This window comes from Streptomyces verrucosisporus (assembly GCF_017114865.1).
Taxonomy (GTDB): Bacteria; Actinomycetota; Actinomycetes; order Streptomycetales; family Streptomycetaceae; genus Streptomyces; species Streptomyces fenghuangensis.
The window spans coordinates 416811-433515 of record NZ_JADEYH010000002.1 but is presented as its reverse complement, the minus strand read 5'-3'; the positions used below and the strand labels follow the sequence as shown (position 1 = coordinate 433515).

The following is a 16705-nucleotide window of genomic DNA, read 5'->3' as shown; positions in this document are numbered from 1 at the left end:
TTGCGCGCCGGGCTGCGCGTATGCGGACCACAGCGACCCCCGGGGCCCGGACGCCTGCGCACCGGCTTCGGCGGCCTGCTGGAGGGCCGCTTCCGCACCGCTGATCGCCGTCCCCCTCACCGCCCCGGCGGCGGTGGCCATGACGGCCGCGGGCCTGCTGCCGGTGGAACGCCGGGGCGCCGGGAATAGAGCGAGCCCGTGCCTGAGAGGTCTCAGGTCTTGTCAGCGCACGGGCTGAGAGCCATGTTCCAGGTAGACGGTTCCTCTGTCCGCTCGGGCTTGAATACCGGCGGCGACGCGCCGCGCAAGGCGCGGGATGGTCAACTCGGGAACCCGCTCCGCACGGTAGAAGCCGTAGTCGCGCAGCTCTTCCGCCTGCAGTTCGATCCGCTCGCGGTCTTCGGCGCTCAGGGCCCCGCCGTCGAAGAGGTAGAGAACCTTGTCTCCCTCTCCGGGGCCCGGTGCCCAGTCCACGACCAGCAGTCGTCCGATGGGAGGTGAGATGCCCAGTTCCTCGTGGACCTCACGTACGCAGGCCCGCAGCGGCGACTCGCCTCGTTCGACGTAGCCGCCGGGGATGTCGAGGTAGTCCTTGTACGTCGGTTCGACCAGCAGGACCCGGTCGGTGTCGTCGAAGAAGAGCGCCCCCGCCGCCATACGTGGACGCGCCATCTTGGCCTCGTGTTCGTTGTCGCTCACACCGTGGACCCTAGCCACTTCAGACGATGCGAAGCCTCCGGGCCAGTTCGGCCACGGGCTGGGAGGGCCGGCCCCGGGTGCCACGCACCCAGCCGACGACCAGTTCACGGCTCATGTAGTGGTGGCGGATCTGCTCGGGGGCGTCCTGTTCGGCTTCCAGCAGTTTGGCCAAAGCTTCGTCGGTGCGGTTCCACGCACTCAGCGCGCGGGCGACTTCGAGACTGTGCCGTACCCGTCGCTCGACCGGCATCCTGCGGGTGTCGATCCGCTGTCCGAGGTCTGCGGCGACCTGTACGTCACCGAGTTCCCCGGCCGTGGCCACGCGGTGGATGGCCACATTGGTCGGTCCGAAGGCGGTCCACATGTGGTTGGCGTCCGTTCCGAGCCTTCGTGCGGCCTCGTCCGCCTCCTGGAGGAAGGCCCGTGTCGTCGCCCGGTCCTCCGCCCGCGCCGCGGCCATGGCGCCGACGAGGAAGAGTGTGCCGTACACCGACAGATAGTCGGGGGGTGCGCCGCCCAGCTCCGGTTGCGTGAAGCCGCTCGCGCTGTGGGAGCGGTTCGCGTGGGCGGCCGGGACGTGCTTCCGCTGCGACCGCACCGGCACGGAGGTCGCACCGATCGGCACGGTCAGCGCACACGGCATCGACGTCGAGATCCGGGCGTGCCGGGCGTGCGTGTTCCACCTGGAGCAGCTGCACTGGTGCCTGGTGATGCGACAGCAGGGCGGTGAACAGCCCGTCGGCATGCCGCGTGCGGGGCCTCGCCACCCCTACAACCGCTGTGGCCGGAGGCGCGGAACGGAAAACTCCGCTCCGTCGGCGTGGCCGGAACACCACGGCTCCGCGCGACCCCCTCAGCCGGGCGGCTCCTCCCCGCCGAGCGCGCGGCGCAGCCCGAGGTTGGAGACCAGCAGCCCGCCGTCGACGGGGAGGGTCAGGCCGGTGATCCAGGACGCGTCGGCCGAGGCGAGGAAGGCGACGGCCGCGGCGATGTCCTCGGGGCGGCCCACCCGGCCCAGCGGGTACTCCCGGGCCGCGCGCTCCAGCACCTCGTCGCGGCCCTCCCACGCCCGGGTGGCGACCGTCCCCGGCGCGACCAGGTTGACCCGTACGCCGCGCGGGGCGGCGTGCCCGGCCAGGGTGCGGGTCAGCGAGGCCAGCCCCGCCTTGGCCGCGCTGTAGGCGTGCCCGCCGAAGTCGCGCTCGCCGTTGACGGAGCCGACGCTGACGACGGCCCCGCGCCGGCCGGGGGCGGCGGCCAGGTGGGGCAGGGCGGCGCGGACGCAGCGGAACGCGCCGGTGAGGGTGAGGTCCAGGCCCCGCTGCCACTCCTCCTCCGCCAGGTCCTCGAAGAGCGGCGGCTCGGACTGGATGCCGTAGGCGTTGTTGACCAGGACGTCCAGGCCGCCGAACCGCTCCACCGCGTGGGCGACGGCCGCCCGCACCGAGCCGTCGTCGCCCACGTCGCAGACGGTGTGGGTGGCCTGTCCGCCCGCCTCGGCCACCTCCCGGGCCGTGCGTTCGGCGCTCTCGCCGTCGACGTCGGTGGCCAGCACCCGGGCACCCTCGGCGGCCAGCCGCCGGCAGACCGCCGCGCCGATGCCCCGCCCGGCGCCCGTGACCAGTACCGCGTAGCCCTTCAGGCGTTCCTCGAACCGCTGCATCGGGCCAGGGTAGGCGCCGGGCCGGTCACCCGTCCCCGTGCGCCGCGGCCTTCCTCAGCGCGCGCACCAGGGCCTGGGCGCGCGGGTCGGAGGTGACCGACTTCTGGAGGGAGTTGGTGACGTAGGCGAAGGCCAGGCCCGTCTCGGGGTCGGCGAAGGCCAGTGAGCCACCGCGGCCGGAGTGGCCGAAGGAGCCGGGGCCCAGCATCGGCGAGGACGGCCCATGGAGCATGTAGCCCAGACCGAAGCGGGTGGCGACCAGCAGGACGCGGTCGGGTCCGGCCGACTCCTCGGTACGCGCCTGGGTGAGGGTGGCGGGGGCGTACAGTCGGCGGGTGCCGTCGCCGAGGTCGCCGATGAGCGCCGCGTAGAAGCGCGCCAGGGAGCGGGCGGTGGCCACGCCGGAGGAGGCGGCGAGCTCGGCGGCCCGGTAGGCGGGGTCGTTCTCGTCGGGCTGCGGGTCGATGGCGCCGAAGGCGCGGCGGGTGAGGGAGTGCGGGTCGCGCCAGGCGTCGGCGACCTCGCGCTTGGGGCGCACCCGCAGCCCGGCGGAGGCGGGCGCGGGCGGGGCCTCCACCTCGGCGATCCGGCCCACCCGGTGCGCCTGGTCGGCGGGCAGTCCGATCCACAGGTCGAGGCCGAGCGGTGCGGCCACCTCCTCGGCGAACCAGCGGCCCAGGCTCCGCCCGGTGACCCGCCGCACCAGCTCGCCCAGCAGCCAGCTGTAGGTCTGCGCGTGGTAGCCGTGGGCGGTGCCCGGCTCCCAGGCGGGCTCCTGGGCGGCGACGGCGCGCGGGCCAAGGACGCCGTCGAGCGCCTGCTCCGGGCTCAGGGGCGTGTCCAGGACGGGCAGTCCGGCGCGGTGGGTGAGCAGGTGGCGCACCGGTACGCGCTCCTTGCCCGCCGCCTTGAACTCCGGCCAGTAGGTGCCCACCGGCGCGTCCAGGTCCAGGCGTCCGCGCTGGTGCAGCAGGTGGAGGACGGCGGCGGCCGGGCCCTTGGTGACCGAGCGGACGACCTGGGCGGTGCCCTCGGTCCAGGGCTCCTGCCCGCGGGGGTCGGCCAGGCCGCCCCACAGGTCGGCGACCTTGTGCCCGTCCCGGTAGACGGCCACGGCCGCGCCCCGGTCGCCGCGCTCGGTCAGGTTGGCGCGGAAGGCGTCGCGGACCGGCTCGTAGCCGTCCGCCACCGTGCCCTGGACGTCCACCACTGTCTTCGTGCTCCCGCCGGTCGAAAGGTGATGCGTGTGCCGATGTGTGCACCGATGTGTGCCGCCGTACATGGTGCTACGCGTGCGGCGGCGGCACCGACCGGGGGTCGAATCCGAAGGGCAGCTCCAGGCGGTGGGCGCGCATCAGCGCCTCGTCGCACAGCAGGTCCCGGGTGGGGCCGTCGGCGGCGATGACGCCCTCGCCGAGGACGACCGAGCGGGGGCACAGCTCCAGGGCGTAGGGCAGGTCGTGGGTCACCATGAGCACGGTGACGTCCAGCGACCGCAGGATGCCGGCCAGTTCGCGGCGGGAGGCGGGGTCGAGGTTGGAGGAGGGCTCGTCCAGGACGAGGATCTCCGGCCGCATGGCCAGCACGGTGGCCACCGCCACCCGGCGCCGCTGGCCGAAGGAGAGGTGGTGCGGGGGGCGGTCGGCGTACTCCTCCATCCCGACCAGGGCCAGCGCCTCGTGCACCCGGGCCGCCAGTTCGGCGCCGCGCAGCCCGGTGTTGGCGGGTCCGAAGGCGACGTCCTCGCGGACGGTGGGCATGAACAGCTGGTCGTCCGGGTCCTGGAAGACGATGCCGACGCGGCGGCGGACCTCGGCCAGGGCGGCCCGGTCCGAGGGGTCCACCCGCAGTCCGGCCACGGTGACGCTTCCCGCGCCGCCGGTGAGGATGCCGTTGAGGTGGAGCACGAGGGTGGTCTTGCCGGCGCCGTTGGGTCCGAGCAGCGCGACGCGCTCGCCGCGCGCCACCGTGAGGTCGACGCCGAAGAGGGCCTGGTGGCCGTCGGGATAGGCGTAGGCGAGACCGGAGACATCCAGGGAGGGAGGTGGTGCGGGTTCGCCTCGCGGGTCGGTTCGCGGGTCGTTCACAGGCTCGTTCGGTGGTTCGTCTCGCGGGTCGGTCGCCGTCACAGCGTCCACCATCCCATCAGGCAGACCGCGAGCGCGGCGAGCGGGAGGGCGGCGGCGAAGGACCACTGGGCGCGGGTGGCGGCCGTCTCGTCGGCGGTGGGCACGGTGCCGGTGTAGCCGCGGCTGACCATGGCCAGGTGGACGCGTTCGCCGCGCTCGTAGGTGCGGATGAACAGCGCCCCGGCGGTCTTGGCGAGCACGCCCCACTGCCTCACTCCGCGGGCGGTGAAGCCGCGCGAGACGCGGGCCAGGCGCATCCGGCGCATCTCGTCGGCGATCACGTCGCCGTAGCGGATCATGAAGGAGGCGATCTGCACCAGCAGCGGCGGCATGCGCAGCCGCTGGAGGCCGAGCAGGATCTCGCGCAGTTCGGTGGTGGAGGCCAGCAGGACGGAGGCGGCGACGCCGAGGGTGCCCTTGGCCAGGACGTTCCAGGCGCCCCACAGACCGGACTCGCTCAGCGACATGCCCAGCACCTCCACGTACGGCCCCTCCGCGACGAAGGGCATCAGCACCGCGAGGGCGACGAAGGGCACCTCGATCAGCATGCGCGTCAGCAGGTGGCGGGCGGGGACGCGGGAGAGCGCGGCGACGGCGGCCAGCAGCAGCGCGTAGGCGCCGAAGGCCCACGTCGCCTCGCGCGGGGTGGCGACGACGGTGAGGACGAAGGCGAGGACGGCCGCGATCTTGGTGTGGGCGGGGAGGCGGTGCACGGGCGAGTGCCCGTGGCGGTAGAGGCGGTGGGCGTGTCCGGCGCCCATCTCAGGCGTTCCCGGCGGGGGTGCGGCCGGCATCGCCGCCGCCCGCGCGGCCGGTGCTTCCGTCCGCGGCCGGTGCGGGGGCCGCCTCCGCGGCCGCCCTGGCGTTCCTGCGGCGGGTCACGACGACGAGGACGCCGGTGCCGGCGACCAGTGTCGTGCCGGCGCCGATGACGCCGGCCAGTCCGCCGGAGAGGCGCTCGTCGGTGACGGAGGCGATGCCGTAGTCGGCGAGCGGGGAGTCGGCCAGGCCGTGCTCCTCCTCCTGGGAGGAGATGCCGTACTCGCCGGCGACCTTCTCCAGGCCGTCGGGGGCCGCGGAGGCGTAGAAGCTGACGACGCCGGCGCACAGGAGGGTGGCGGCCAGTCCGCCCGCCCAGACCTTCCGGGTGGAGGCGGGGCGCGCGGCGGGCGCGGGTGCCGCGGCGGGCCCGGCGGCGGTGGACGTGGTGGCGGCGGTGGTGGTGGCCCGAGGGACGGGACCGGAGCCGGGGGTGGCGACCGGGCCGCTGCGCAGGACGAGGGGGCGGGCGAGTCCGCGGGCGGCGTACACCAGGTCCGGGCGGACGGCCAGGACGGCGCCGACGGTGGCGGTGGTGATCAGCGCCTCGCCGACGCCGATCAGGGTGTGGACGCCGAGCATCGCGGTGAGGACCTTGCCCAGGGGGACCTCGGCGGTGCCGCCGAGCACGTACAGGCCGGTGAAGACGGCGGCGGCGGCCGGTACGGAGAGCAGCGCGGAGACGAAGGCGGCGGCGGTGACCGAGCCGCGGCGGCGCGGCAGGACCCGTACCAGGGCGCGGAAGACGGCGTAGGAGACGACGACGGTGACGACGCCGATCAGGGTGATGTTGGTGCCCAGCGCGGTGAGGCCGCCGTCGGCGAAGAGCAGGGCCTGCATCAGCAGGACGACGGAGAGGGCGAGCACCCCGGTGTAGGGGCCGACGAGTATCGCCGCCAGCGCCCCGCCCATCAGATGGCCGCTGGTGCCCGCGCCCACGGGGAAGTTGAGCATCTGCACGGCGAAGACGAAGGCCGCCACGAGGCCGGCCAGTGGCGCGGTGCGCTCCGCTCCGTGGTGGTCGGCGGCGCCCGCCAGTTCGCGGCGGGCGCCGCGCAGGCTGACCGCCACGGCGGCCGCGGCGACGGCACCGGTGGCCACCGAGACCGGGGCGTTGAGAAAACCGTCGGGCACATGCATGGCAGGACTCCGCTTCTCGGGCTTCCGCGGCTGCCGCGGCCCCGTGGCCGGAGGGACACGGAGGGACGGGCGGCTCCAGACCTCGATGGTAAGGAGTAGTTGCAACCTCTTCGCAAGAGCGCCCGAGTCGCCGGTGAACGGATGCGAGGGGTGCGACGGGCAGGTGTGACGCAGTGCGACAGGCGGGGAGACCCAGCGTTTCCAGCCCGCCCGGTTGCCGGTGGATCGGGATACTTGCCCGCTCCGGGGGAAGACGGCACCAATGTCGGATCTTCACCAAACTGTTGCGGAACTCACATCGATTACCTGCGGTATGCCGTCATGAAAACGCTCTGGCGGGGTCGTAGGAGAAAAGGCCCCCGGAAAAGGAGCAACCCCATGCGCGCAGTCGTCGACCACAGCGTCCAGGCACGTCTGATCACCGTCCCCTCGGTCACCCGCGAGGTGACCGTCGGGCTGCGCTACGACCGCCACGATCCCTTCGCCGTCAGCCTGGTCTTCCCACCCGACGTCTCCCTGGACGGGCAGGAGGTCGTCTGGGTGTTCTCCCGCGAACTGCTGGAGGACGGGCTGCGGGCCGCGGTGGGCCTCGGGGACGTGCACATCCGGCCGTCCGGCCCCGAGCGGCCCGAGCGGACGGTCATCGAGCTGCGCGCGCCCGAGGGGGTCGCGGTGATCGAGTTCGACACCACCGGTCTGCTGCACTTCCTGCACGGCACGTACGGCGTGGTGCCGGACGGCTCCGAGCACCTGGAACTGGACCTGGAGCGCGGGCTGACCTCCCTGCTGGGCTGAGGCGGCGGCCGCGCGTCCGGCGCTTCGGCAAGCAGGCGCCGGGAGACGGGCGGAGCGAGGACCGCAGGACCCCGCAGAAGGAACAGAAGGAACAGAAGGAACAGCACGTCCCGCAGGGCCGCACAGAGCCGCACACGGGCCCCGGGCGGCACACGGCGACACACAGCGACACACAGCAGTCCCACGACGCGGAGCGCGCGGAGCCGCGCAGGGCCCGCGGAGCCCCGCACGCGGCAGGGACCGAGCCGCCCGCCCGTGCACACGACCGCCGGTACCGACCGGCCCGGCCCGAGGCCCCGGGCCTCTCCCGGTCCCCAGATCCCTCCCGAGCCCTCCCGAGCCCGCGGCCCGACACGGACAGCGGCCCGCACCGGCCCCGGCCGGCCGGACGCCCGCCCCGCCGGTGAGACCCGGACCGCCGGCCGCCGCGCCGCCCCCAGGAGTTGCCGCCCGCCGCCCGGCTGCCGACCATGGGAGGGATGACCGCGACCTCCGGCCCCCCAGGCACCCCCGTCCCCTCCTCCCCGGACTCCTCCGGGGCGTACCTCAGGTTTCCGCACCTCCACGGCGAACTGCTCTGTTTCACCGCCGAGGACGACCTGTGGATCGCCCCGCTCGCGCCCGGGGCAGCCCGGCCGCCGCGCGCCTGGCGCCTGACGGTGGACCGCACCCGCCTCGGGCACCCGCGCTTCTCTCCGGACGGCCGCCACATCGCTTACACGAACTGGCGCAGCCTGGACCCCGAGGTGCACCTGACGCCGGTCGACGGCGGACCGTCGCGGCAGCTGACGTACTGGGGCGCGGTGGACACCCAGGTCCGCGGCTGGACGCCCGAGGGGGACATCCTGGCCGTGGCCTCGCACGGCCAGCCGTTCTCGCACTTCGCCTGGGCCCACCGTCTGCCGGCCGGCGGCGGTCCGGGCGAGAAGCTGCCCTGGGGCCCGGTGTCGGACCTCGCCGTCGCCGACCTGGACGGAAAGCGGCGCACCCTGCTGCTGACCGGCACCCCGCCGCACGAGCCGGCTTCCTGGAAGCGCTACCGCGGCGGCGCGATGGGGCGGCTGTGGCTGGAGGGCGAGCGCCTGGTGCCCGAGCTGTACGGGCATCTGGACTGCCCGATGATCGTCGGCGGCCGGATCGCGTTCCTCTCCGACCACGAGGGGGTGGGCAACCTCTACTCCTGCCTGCCCGACGGCACCGGTCTGCGCCGCCACACCGACCACGCCGACTTCTACGCCCGCCACGCCTCCACCGACGGCGAGCGCGTGGTGTACCAGTGCGCGGGCGAGCTGTGGCTGGTGGACGACTTCTCGCCGCAGGCGAATCCGCGCCGGCTGCCGGTGCGGCTGGCGGGGCCACGCGCCGGGCGCCGCGTCTACCAGGTGTCGGCCGCGGGCCATGTGAACTCCCTGGCCGTGGACACCACCGGACGCGCCAGCGCGGTGGGGGTGCGCGGCAGCCTGTACTGGCTCACCCACCGCGACGGCCCGGCGCGGGTGATCGCCGACACCCCAGGGGTGCGGGTGCGGCTGCCGGAGATGCTCGGTTCCACCGGCCGGATCGCCTACGTCACCGACGCCGAGGGCGAGGACGCGGTGGAGATCGCCGACCTGCCGCGGGCCACCGGCGCCCGCGAGCCGGTGCGGACGGCCGCGGGCCGGCTGGGGCGGGTGCACGAGCTGATCGCCTCCCCGGACGGCGCCACCCTGGCCGTCGCCTCGCACGACGGGCGGCTGCTGCTGGTGGACGCCGGGGAGGAGGGCGAGGGCGGTGAGACGCCCGGGACCGCCGGAACCGGAACCGCCGCGGCCACTGGGAACTCCGAAGCCGCGGAAGCCGGGAAAACCGCGGAAGCCGAGGAAGCCGCCGGTGTCGCCGAACTGGTCCGCTCCGTCAACGGCCCCGTCCGCCACCTCGCCTTCTCCCCCGACTCCCAGTGGCTGGCCTGGGCCCACCCCGGCACCGACGGCGCGCTCACCCGCATCCGGATCGCCCGGCTGTCCGACCGCACCATCCTGGACGTCACCGAGGGCCGTTTCGAGGACGAGCAGCCCGTCTTCACCCGTGACGGCCGCTATCTCGCCTTCCTGTCCTGGCGTGGCTTCGACCCGGTGTACGACGTGCACACCGGCGACCTGTCCTTCCCGCTGGGCTGCCGCCCGTACCTGGTGCCGCTGTCCTCGGCCACGCCCTCGCCGTTCGCCCTCTCCCCCGAGGGCCGCCCGGCGGCCGGCGGCCTGGATCCGGACGCCCTCGGCGAGGCGGCCGGGGAGGAGGGGACGGTGCTGGTGGAGGCCGAGGGGCTGGCCAGCCGCGTCACGCCCTTCCCCGTGGCGGCCTCGAAGTACTCCTCGCTCCATCCGGTCGGCGGCGGCGGGCTGGTCTGGCTGCGCTGGCCGATCTCCGGGGCGCTGGGCGAGACCTTCGCCAATCCGGCCGACACCTCCGGCCGCCCCACCCTGGAGCACTTCGACCTGGTCAAGGCCAAGCGAACCGAACTGACCGGCGACATCGACTGGTTCGCGGTCAGCGGCGACGGCACCCGCCTGGTGGTCAACGACGACGGCGACCTGCGGGCCGTGCCCGCAGGCGAGCACGCCGACGCCGACTCCACCACCCACCTCGACCTGCGCCGCATCCTGCACGACGCCGATCCGCGCGCCGAGTGGCGGCAGGCGTTCGACGAGGCGGGCCGGATCATGCGCTCGTACTTCTGGGACCCGGGCATGTCCGGCGTGGACTGGGACGCGATCCTGGACCAGTACCGCCCGCTGGTCGAACGGGTCGCCTCGCCGGACGAGTTCGCCGACCTGCTGCGCGAGACGGTGGGCGAGCTGGGCACCTCGCACGCGTACGTCTCGCCGGCCCGGCGCAACGAGGGGCCGGCCCACTACCAGCGGCCGATCGGCCTGCTGGGCGCCGACTTCACCCGCGACGGGGAGGGCCGCTGGCGAGTGGAGCGCATTCTGCCGGGCGACTCCTCCGACTCCCGGGCCCGTTCCCCGCTGGCCGGCTCCGGCATCCGCGAGGGCTCGGTGCTCACCCATGTCGACGGTCGCCCGGTGGACCCGGACGCCGGCCCGTTCCCGCTGCTGGCCGCGGCCGGCGGCACCACCGTCGAGCTGGCCTTCCTCACCGCCGACCCCGGCGACGGCGCGGACGCCGCGCCGCGTCGCCCCCGCCGCGTCGCCGTCGTCCCCCTCGTCGACGAGCGCCCGCTGCGCTACCAGGACTGGGTGAGCCGGCGGCGCGCGGTGGTGCGCAGGCTCAGCGACGGTCGTTGCGGCTACCTGCACATCCCGGACATGGGCGGCTCCGGCTGGGCGCAGTTCAACCGCGACCTGCGCATGGAGGTCTCCCGGCCCGCGCTGATCGTGGACGTGCGCGGCAACGCGGGCGGCCACATCAGCGAGCTGGTCGTCGAGGCGCTGACCCGCACCATCCTCGGCTGGGACCTGGTGCGCCACTCCCAGCCGGTCAGCTACGCCTCCAACGCCCCGCGCGGCCCGATAGTGGCCCTGGCCGACGAGGCCACCGCCTCCGACGGCGACATGATCACCGCCGCGTTCCGGCTGCTGGGCATCGGCCCGGTGGTCGGCACCCGCACCTGGGGCGGGGTGGTCGGCATGACGGGGCGCCACCGGCTCGGCGACGGCACGGTCATCACCGTGCCGATGAACGCGGCGTGGTTCGACGAGTACAAGTGGTCGGTGGAGAACCACGGGGTGGAGCCCGACATCGAGGTGCTGCGCACCCCGACGGACTGGGCCGAGGACCACCACCCGATGCTGGAGACGGCCGTGCGCACCGCGCTGGACCTGCTGGAACGCCATCCGGCCGCCGCCCCGCCCGGCTACGACGACGTCCCCGACCGCAGCCGTCCCCCGCTGCCGCCGCGGCCGTGATCCGCCCGGTGTGCGGGGTCCGCGCGGGCGTGCAAGCCTGGTGGTGACCGACCGTTCCGACGAGTTCCGGGAGCACGTATGGGCAAGCCGGACAAGCACTCGGACGACTCCGGGAGGACCCGGGAGGCCCAGGGGGCAGCGGAGGCCCGGGAGACCGGGGAGCGCGGGGGCGGGCGCCGGGCCGCCCGGGGCGCCTCCCGCGAGGGCGGCGCCCCTCCCCCGTGGCGCACGGGCCGCGACCGCGAACAGGACGCCTGGCAGCCGGCTCCGGACGGCCGCGCGGAGCGCGGCGGGGAGGACGGGCCGGGCGCGTAGCGCCGGGCGGCTCGGCCGGGCGGCTCAGCCGCGCGGGCGGACGTGCAGGTCCAGGCCGCTCGTCCCCGGCGCCTCCACGCCCGGCAGCAGCCGCATGCCGTGGTCGTAGTCGCCGCCGGTCAGCGACCGGTACGGGACCGGCTCGTCCGTGAAGAGCCGGTCGAGCCGCCGCCCGTACTCCCGCTTCGCCGCCTCGAACCGCTCCCGGGACAGGACGTTCGCGTCGTACACCGCGAACGGTTCGAGCGGCGCCATGCCGGTGAACCAGAACAGGCCGTGCTGGAACGGGTGGAGGAGATCCGTCAGCCGCCCGTGGACGCCGCGGTCGGAGAAGGACGACTCCGGGGCGCCGGCCGTCACCGACATCAGCGCCCGCCGTCCCGCCAGGGCGCCCTCGCTGTAGGGCGGGGGGAGCCCGGGGCCGTGGGCGAACCCGCGGGCGAACACCCGGTCCATCCAGCCCTTCAGGATCGCGGGCACCGAGAACCACCACAGCGGGAACTGCAGGACCACGGCGTCCGACCGGCGCACCTCCTCCTGCTCGGCGGCGATGTCGGGGGACAGCCGCCCCGTCCGGGCGGCGTCCTCCGCGGCGGCCAGCAGGTCCAGCCGCCGGTCGGCGGGGTGGCCGGGGAAGTCGTCGGCGTCCACCGCCGCCCTCCACTTCATCGCGTGGAGGTCGGAGATCCGCACCTCGTGCCCCGCCGCACGCAGGTGTCCGGCCGCGAAGGCGGTCAGGGAGGCGGTGAGGGAACGGGGCTCGGGATGGGCGCTGACGATGAGGATCTTCTTGCGCTGCTGCGGTACGGCTTCGGTCATGCCGCCACACTCCCCCGGGCGCGTCCGGGCAGCCAGTACCCGCTTCGACCGGTGGAACGGCGGTCCTGGTACCGCGAGGGCCACCCATACTGGGCGCATGGACGGCGGAAACCTCATCGACGGGGCAGGCAGGGCCGACAGGGCCGGAGGCACCGGCGGGATCGGCGACACCCGGCGGGCGCTCGGCGCCTTCCTCCGCGCCCGCCGGGAACGCGTCGCACCGGAGCAGGTCGGCCTCCCCGGCGGCCGCCGGCGGCGGGTGCGCGGGCTGCGCCGCGAGGAGCTGGCCCAGCTCGCCGGGATCAGCGTGGACTACTACGTACGCCTCGAACAGGGCCGGGCCACCCAGCCCTCACCCGAGGTGCTCGGCGCGCTCGCCGGGGCGCTCGGCCTCGACGCGGCGGAGCGCAGGCACCTCGACACCCTGGCCGCGGGCCGGCACGGGCCCGCGCCCCGTGCCCGGGTCAGCCCCCTGCTGCGGCGGATCCTGGACTCAATGGCCCATCTGCCGGCCTTCGTGACGAACCACCGCACCGACGTGGTGGCGTGGAACGAGCCGGGCGCCGAACTGATCGGCGGTCTGGGCGGCCCCGGCCGCAGCGAGCGGAACCAGGCCCGTTACCTCTTCCTGGAGCCCGCCTCCTCCCGGGCCGTCTTCCCCGACTGGGAGGACAGGGCGGTGGAGGCCGTGGGCCAGTTGCGGGTCGCCACGGGACGCTGGCCCGAGGACCGGGAGCTCGCCGCGCTCCTCGCCGAACTGTCCGCACGCAGCTGCGAGTTCCGGCGGATCTGGGCCACCGGGGAGGTCGTGATGTGCACGGCGGGGCGCAAACGGCTGCGGCATCCGACTGCCGGGCTGCTCACCCTGGACTACGAGACCCTGCACGTGCCGGCCGCCCCCGGCGAGACCGGTCTGGTGCTGCACGTGTTCGGCGCGCACGAGGACGGCCGTGACGCCGGGGGCCCGGCGGGTACGTGAGGCGGGGCCCGGCGCGGTGACCGCGCCACCGCGCCGGGCCCCGGACGGGGAGTGCCCGTTCAGCCCTCCGTGCGTTCCTTCTCGTCCGCCGCGCCGCCCGCGCCGACCAGGCCGCGGGGGCCGCCGGAGGCGGCCAGGCGGGGCGCGAAGTGCCTCATCTCGCGCTGGCCGACCCGGCCGATGATCCCCGGCAGGTAGCCGCGGACCGACTGCATGCCGCGCAGCCACCACTGCCCGTAGACGTGGAACGAGCGCCGCTCGATGCCCGCGACGATCCGGTCCACCGCCGGGCCCGGCGGGTAGGTCCTGCTGGTCGGCCAGGGCAGCCGGCCGCGCAGCTCGCGCAGCACCTCGTCCTGGTCGGCGCCGCGCACCATGTCGGTGTCGGTCCAGCTCAGGTAGCCGACGCCGACGCGCACGCCCTGGTGGCCGACCTCCGCGCGCAGGCTGTGGGCGAAGGCCTCCACACCCGACTTGGAGGTGCAGTACGCCGTCATCATCGGGGCCGGGGTGAGCGCGGCGAGCGAGGCGATCTGGAGCAGGTAGCCGCGCGACTCGATCAGGGCGGGCAGGAAGGCGCGGGCGGTGGTGGCGCTGCCCAGCAGGTTGACCTCGATGACCCGGCGCCAGGCGGTCTCGTCGGAGTCGGTGAAGGGGCCGCCGGTGGCGACGCCCGCGTTGGCGACGACGACGTCGACCGCGCCGAAGCGCTCGCGCACCTCGCGGGCCACCCGGGACATGGCCTCGTGGTCGGTGACGTCGGCGTGCCAGTGCGCGGAGTCCGTGGGCAGCGTCTCGCCGACCTTCCTCAGCTCGTCCGGCTCCAGCCCGACCAGCGCGAGCCGTGCGCCGCGCGCGGCCAGCCTGCGGGCGAGGAGTTCGCCCACGCCCCGGGCCGCGCCCGTCACCACCGCCACCTGGCCCTGGAGGTCCCTGCGTGCCATTACGCGCTCTCCTTCCCGGCCGGCACCTCGGCCGGCGGTGTGTTCCGCCCTGAGTCGTGCGCCGTGTCCGCCAGGTGGTCGCGCACCAGCGCGGCCACCGCGCCGGCGACGGCTCCGGGGTCCTCCAGGGGCGTCATGTGCCCCAGGCCGGACAGCTCGGTCAGGCCTGTGCAGTTCGGCAGCGCCTCGGCGATACGGCGGGAGAGCACCGGCGGGGTGAGCCGGTCCTTCTGGCCGGTGATGATGCCGACGGGCAGGTCCAGGGCGGCGAGGTTGGCGTCCAGGTCCAGCACGGCCAGGACCTTCCGGGCCCAGGAGGCGCGTACGGTGCGCGGGCAGGCGTGGACGATGCGGGCGCACGCCCGCATCTGCTCCTTCGTCGCGCCGGGCCCCATCGTGGCGTACCGCAGGACGCGCATGCCCAGCGGCGTGACCGGGCCCAGCGGCAGGCTGGATCCGAGGACGGCCTTCTGGATCCGGTGGCGCAGCTTCCCCGCTCGCAGCGGCGCGACGGTGGACTCGTCCAGCAGCCGGGAGCTGCCGGTGTTGCACAGCAGCGCGGCGGCGACGCGCTCGCGTATCTGCGGGCGCCCGGCGGCGGCCATGACCGTCATGCCGCCCATGGAGTGCCCGGCGACGACCGCCCGGGATCCGGCCGCGTCCAGGACGGCGCACAGGTCGTCGGCGAGGGCTTCGGTGCTGTAGCCGCCGGGGCCGACGGCCGGGGAGCGGCCGTGGCCTCGCTGGTCGTAGACGAACACCCGGTGGCCGTCGGCCAGCCGCCGGACCACGGGGCCCCAGAAGGCCGTCGAGCAGGTCCAGCCGTGCACCAGGACGACCGTCGGCCCGTCCTCGCGGCCGTGCTCCTCGACGTGCAGCCGGGAGCCGTCGGCGGATGTCACGGTCAGCTCGCGGCTGGGGGCGGGCGGGGCGTACGGCCCGTCCGTCGCTCTGGGTCCACGGCTCATCGGGTCGCCTCCGCCTTCCGCTGTCCGGCGCGGGCCGGGGCCCGCAGCACCTCGTACTCGGCCAGGTCCACGTGCCTGGTCACCTTCCTGAACTCGCCGGTCGTGCCCGGCCACACGGTGGTGTTGCGGCCGTTGGCGTCCAGGTACCAGCTGTCGCAGCCGCCGGTGTTCCACACGGTGCGCGCCATCCGCCGCTGGACGTGGTCGGTCCACGAGCGCACCGCCTCGGGGCGGGCGTCCAGCGCGGCCCGGCCGGCCGATCCGGCGGTGAGCGCCTCCAGCTGCCCGAGGTAGTCCACCATGTAGTTCAGCTGCGCCTCGATCATGAGGATCATCGAGCTGTTGCCGAGGCCGGTGTTGGGCCCGATGACGGTCATGAAGTTGGGGAAGCCCGTGGCAGTGGAGCCGCGCAGCGCCTCCGCGCCGTCCTTCCAGGACTCGGCCAGCGTGATGCCCCCCGCGCCGGTGATCCGCCGGGCGACCGGCATGTCGGTGACGTGGAATCCGGTGCCGAAGACCACCGCGTCCACCTCGGTCTCGGTGCCGTCCGCGGCCACCAGGGTGTTGCCGCGCACCTCCTTCAGACCGGAGGCGACCACGTCCACGTTGGGCTGGACGAGGGCCGGGTAGTAGGTGTTGGACAGCAGGATGCGCTTGCAGCCGATGCGGTAGTCGGGGGTCAGCTTGGCCCGCAGTACCGGGTCCTTGACGGCCTTGGTCATGTGGTGTCTGGCGAGCTTCTCCACCAGACCGAGCTGTGCGGGGTGCTTGGTGAAGGCGCCGACCTGGAACTCCCTGATCAGCCAGAGCATCCGGCGGCGCAGCGCGCGCGTGGGGGGCACCTTGGCGTGCAGCCAGCGCTCGGCTCGGGTGATCTCCCGGTCCATGCGCGGCATGACCCACGGCGGGGTGCGCTGGAAGAGGGTGAGTCCGTCCACCAGCGGCTGGATCGAGGGGACGATCTGGATGGCGGAGGCGCCGGTGCCGATCATGGCGACACGCTTGCCGCGCAGGTCGTAGTCGTGGTCCCACTGGGCGGAGTGGAAGACCTTGCCGGTGAAGCCGTCCAGGCCGGGGATGTCGGGGATCTTGGGATCGGAGAGCGGGCCGGTGGCCGAGACGAGCATGTCGGCGGTCAGGGTGCCGCGGGCGGTCTCGATCTGCCAGTGCAGCGCCTCGGTGTCCCAGCGGGCGCTCAGCACCTCGGAGTTGAAGCGGATGTGGGGGCGCAGCCCGAAGGTGTCGGCGACCTTCTCCAGATAGGCGCGGATGTGCTCCTGCCCGGAGAAGTTCCGCGGCCAGTCGGGGTTGGGCGCGAACGAGAAGGAGTAGAGGTGGGAGGGCACGTCGCAGGCGCACCCGGGGTAGCTGTTGTCGCGCCAGGTGCCGCCCACGGAGTCGCGGCGCTCCAGTACGGCGAAGTCCGTGATGCCCGCGCGGCGCAGTCGTACGGCGGCGCCCAGGCCGCCGAATCCCGACCCGATCACCGCCACCCGTACGTGTTCGTGTCCGGCCATGCCGCCTCCCGAC

Annotated in this window: 15 protein-coding genes; 4 read left to right on the top strand and 11 right to left on the bottom strand. The window is 74.6% G+C overall.

The features are described 5' to 3' along the window. Nucleotides 1-222: 222 nt before the first annotated feature. The 7 genes from IQ279_RS05025 to IQ279_RS04995 all read right to left on the bottom strand — a co-directional run bounded on the left by IQ279_RS05025 (nucleotide 223) and on the right by IQ279_RS04995 (nucleotide 6450). Nucleotides 223-699 (bottom strand): NUDIX domain-containing protein, encoded by a 477-nt coding sequence (locus IQ279_RS05025; protein ID WP_307792208.1) that lies wholly within the window; start codon nucleotides 697-699, stop codon nucleotides 223-225. Nucleotides 700-718: 19 nt separating this feature from the next. After that, nucleotides 719-1342 carry a hypothetical protein gene (locus tag IQ279_RS05020; RefSeq protein WP_241027572.1) on the bottom strand — a complete coding sequence of 208 codons (624 nt, stop codon included), beginning with the start codon at nucleotides 1340-1342 and terminating at the stop codon, nucleotides 719-721. 210 nt (nucleotides 1343-1552) lie between these two features. Then, nucleotides 1553-2362: an SDR family NAD(P)-dependent oxidoreductase gene (locus tag IQ279_RS05015; RefSeq protein WP_206347049.1), complete on the bottom strand. Its 810-nt coding sequence runs from the start codon at nucleotides 2360-2362 to the stop codon at nucleotides 1553-1555. Between the two features lie 25 nt (nucleotides 2363-2387). Then, nucleotides 2388-3572, bottom strand: a complete 1185-nt coding sequence (locus IQ279_RS05010) for a serine hydrolase domain-containing protein (RefSeq protein ID WP_307792207.1) — start codon at nucleotides 3570-3572, stop codon at nucleotides 2388-2390. A gap of 76 nt (nucleotides 3573-3648) precedes the next feature. Further along, nucleotides 3649-4449: an energy-coupling factor ABC transporter ATP-binding protein gene (locus tag IQ279_RS05005; protein WP_307792205.1), complete on the bottom strand. Its 801-nt coding sequence runs from the start codon at nucleotides 4447-4449 to the stop codon at nucleotides 3649-3651. A gap of 38 nt (nucleotides 4450-4487) precedes the next feature. Next, nucleotides 4488-5252 carry a cobalt ECF transporter T component CbiQ gene (gene cbiQ / locus IQ279_RS05000; protein ID WP_206347046.1) on the bottom strand — a complete coding sequence of 255 codons (765 nt, stop codon included), beginning with the start codon at nucleotides 5250-5252 and terminating at the stop codon, nucleotides 4488-4490. 1 nt (nucleotide 5253) lies between these two features. Beyond that, nucleotides 5254-6450 (bottom strand): energy-coupling factor ABC transporter permease, encoded by a 1197-nt coding sequence (locus tag IQ279_RS04995; protein WP_206347045.1) that lies wholly within the window; start codon nucleotides 6448-6450, stop codon nucleotides 5254-5256. 378 nt (nucleotides 6451-6828) lie between these two features. On the opposite strand from IQ279_RS04995, the gene IQ279_RS04990 reads away from it, so the two are divergent. The 3 genes from IQ279_RS04990 (at nucleotide 6829) to IQ279_RS04980 (ending at nucleotide 11465) form a co-directional block, all read left to right on the top strand. Next, on the top strand, nucleotides 6829-7245 hold the full coding sequence (locus IQ279_RS04990) for an SsgA family sporulation/cell division regulator (protein ID WP_206347044.1): 417 nt from the start codon (nucleotides 6829-6831) through the stop codon (nucleotides 7243-7245). Nucleotides 7246-7724: 479 nt separating this feature from the next. After that, entirely contained in the window at nucleotides 7725-11150 is a 3426-nt protein-coding gene (locus IQ279_RS04985) for a S41 family peptidase (protein ID WP_206347043.1), read from the top strand. Between the two features lie 78 nt (nucleotides 11151-11228). Then, nucleotides 11229-11465, top strand: coding sequence for a hypothetical protein (locus IQ279_RS04980; protein WP_206347042.1), 237 nt, complete (start codon nucleotides 11229-11231; stop codon nucleotides 11463-11465). A 24-nt stretch (nucleotides 11466-11489) separates the two neighbouring features. Here IQ279_RS04980 and IQ279_RS04975 read toward each other — a convergent pair whose 3' ends face one another. Then, nucleotides 11490-12284, bottom strand: coding sequence for an NAD(P)H-dependent oxidoreductase (locus IQ279_RS04975; protein ID WP_206347041.1), 795 nt, complete (start codon nucleotides 12282-12284; stop codon nucleotides 11490-11492). A 97-nt stretch (nucleotides 12285-12381) separates the two neighbouring features. Between IQ279_RS04975 and IQ279_RS04970 the strand changes: the two genes are divergently transcribed. Then, nucleotides 12382-13263, top strand: a complete 882-nt coding sequence (locus IQ279_RS04970) for a helix-turn-helix transcriptional regulator (RefSeq protein WP_206347040.1) — start codon at nucleotides 12382-12384, stop codon at nucleotides 13261-13263. A 59-nt stretch (nucleotides 13264-13322) separates the two neighbouring features. On the opposite strand, the gene IQ279_RS04965 is transcribed toward IQ279_RS04970, so the two are convergent. From IQ279_RS04965 to IQ279_RS04955, 3 genes are read right to left on the bottom strand one after another with little or no spacing between them, the layout of a single operon-like run. Further along, complete coding sequence (locus IQ279_RS04965; RefSeq protein ID WP_206347039.1) at nucleotides 13323-14207, bottom strand: SDR family oxidoreductase; 885 nt, start codon at nucleotides 14205-14207, stop codon at nucleotides 13323-13325. Further along, nucleotides 14207-15175 carry an alpha/beta fold hydrolase gene (locus tag IQ279_RS04960; RefSeq protein WP_206347038.1) on the bottom strand — a complete coding sequence of 323 codons (969 nt, stop codon included), beginning with the start codon at nucleotides 15173-15175 and terminating at the stop codon, nucleotides 14207-14209. The genes IQ279_RS04965 and IQ279_RS04960 overlap by 1 nt, the downstream gene beginning before the upstream one ends. Then, the gene (locus IQ279_RS04955) at nucleotides 15172-16692 is read right to left on the bottom strand and encodes a flavin-containing monooxygenase (RefSeq protein ID WP_206347037.1); all 1521 of its coding nucleotides are present in this window, start codon (nucleotides 16690-16692) and stop codon (nucleotides 15172-15174) included. Before IQ279_RS04955 ends, IQ279_RS04960 begins: the two co-directional genes overlap by 4 nt. Between the last annotated feature and the right edge of the window lie 13 nt (nucleotides 16693-16705).

What these genes read in the sequence shown, in the direction of transcription:
- cbiQ (WP_206347046.1), bottom strand. Translation starts at nt 5,252, where the DNA reads ATGGGCGCCGGACACGCCCACCGCCTCTACCGCCACGGGCACTCGCCC.
- IQ279_RS04970 (WP_206347040.1), top strand. Translation starts at nt 12,382, where the DNA reads ATGGACGGCGGAAACCTCATCGACGGGGCAGGCAGGGCCGACAGGGCC.
- IQ279_RS04990 (WP_206347044.1), top strand. Translation starts at nt 6,829, where the DNA reads ATGCGCGCAGTCGTCGACCACAGCGTCCAGGCACGTCTGATCACCGTC.
- IQ279_RS05020 (WP_241027572.1), bottom strand. Translation starts at nt 1,342, where the DNA reads ATGCCGTGTGCGCTGACCGTGCCGATCGGTGCGACCTCCGTGCCGGTG.
- IQ279_RS04995 (WP_206347045.1), bottom strand. Translation starts at nt 6,450, where the DNA reads ATGCATGTGCCCGACGGTTTTCTCAACGCCCCGGTCTCGGTGGCCACC.
- IQ279_RS05015 (WP_206347049.1), bottom strand. Translation starts at nt 2,362, where the DNA reads ATGCAGCGGTTCGAGGAACGCCTGAAGGGCTACGCGGTACTGGTCACG.
- IQ279_RS04975 (WP_206347041.1), bottom strand. Translation starts at nt 12,284, where the DNA reads ATGACCGAAGCCGTACCGCAGCAGCGCAAGAAGATCCTCATCGTCAGC.
- IQ279_RS04965 (WP_206347039.1), bottom strand. Translation starts at nt 14,207, where the DNA reads ATGGCACGCAGGGACCTCCAGGGCCAGGTGGCGGTGGTGACGGGCGCG.
- IQ279_RS04985 (WP_206347043.1), top strand. Translation starts at nt 7,725, where the DNA reads ATGACCGCGACCTCCGGCCCCCCAGGCACCCCCGTCCCCTCCTCCCCG.
- IQ279_RS04980 (WP_206347042.1), top strand. Translation starts at nt 11,229, where the DNA reads ATGGGCAAGCCGGACAAGCACTCGGACGACTCCGGGAGGACCCGGGAG.
- IQ279_RS04960 (WP_206347038.1), bottom strand. Translation starts at nt 15,175, where the DNA reads ATGAGCCGTGGACCCAGAGCGACGGACGGGCCGTACGCCCCGCCCGCC.
- IQ279_RS04955 (WP_206347037.1), bottom strand. Translation starts at nt 16,692, where the DNA reads ATGGCCGGACACGAACACGTACGGGTGGCGGTGATCGGGTCGGGATTC.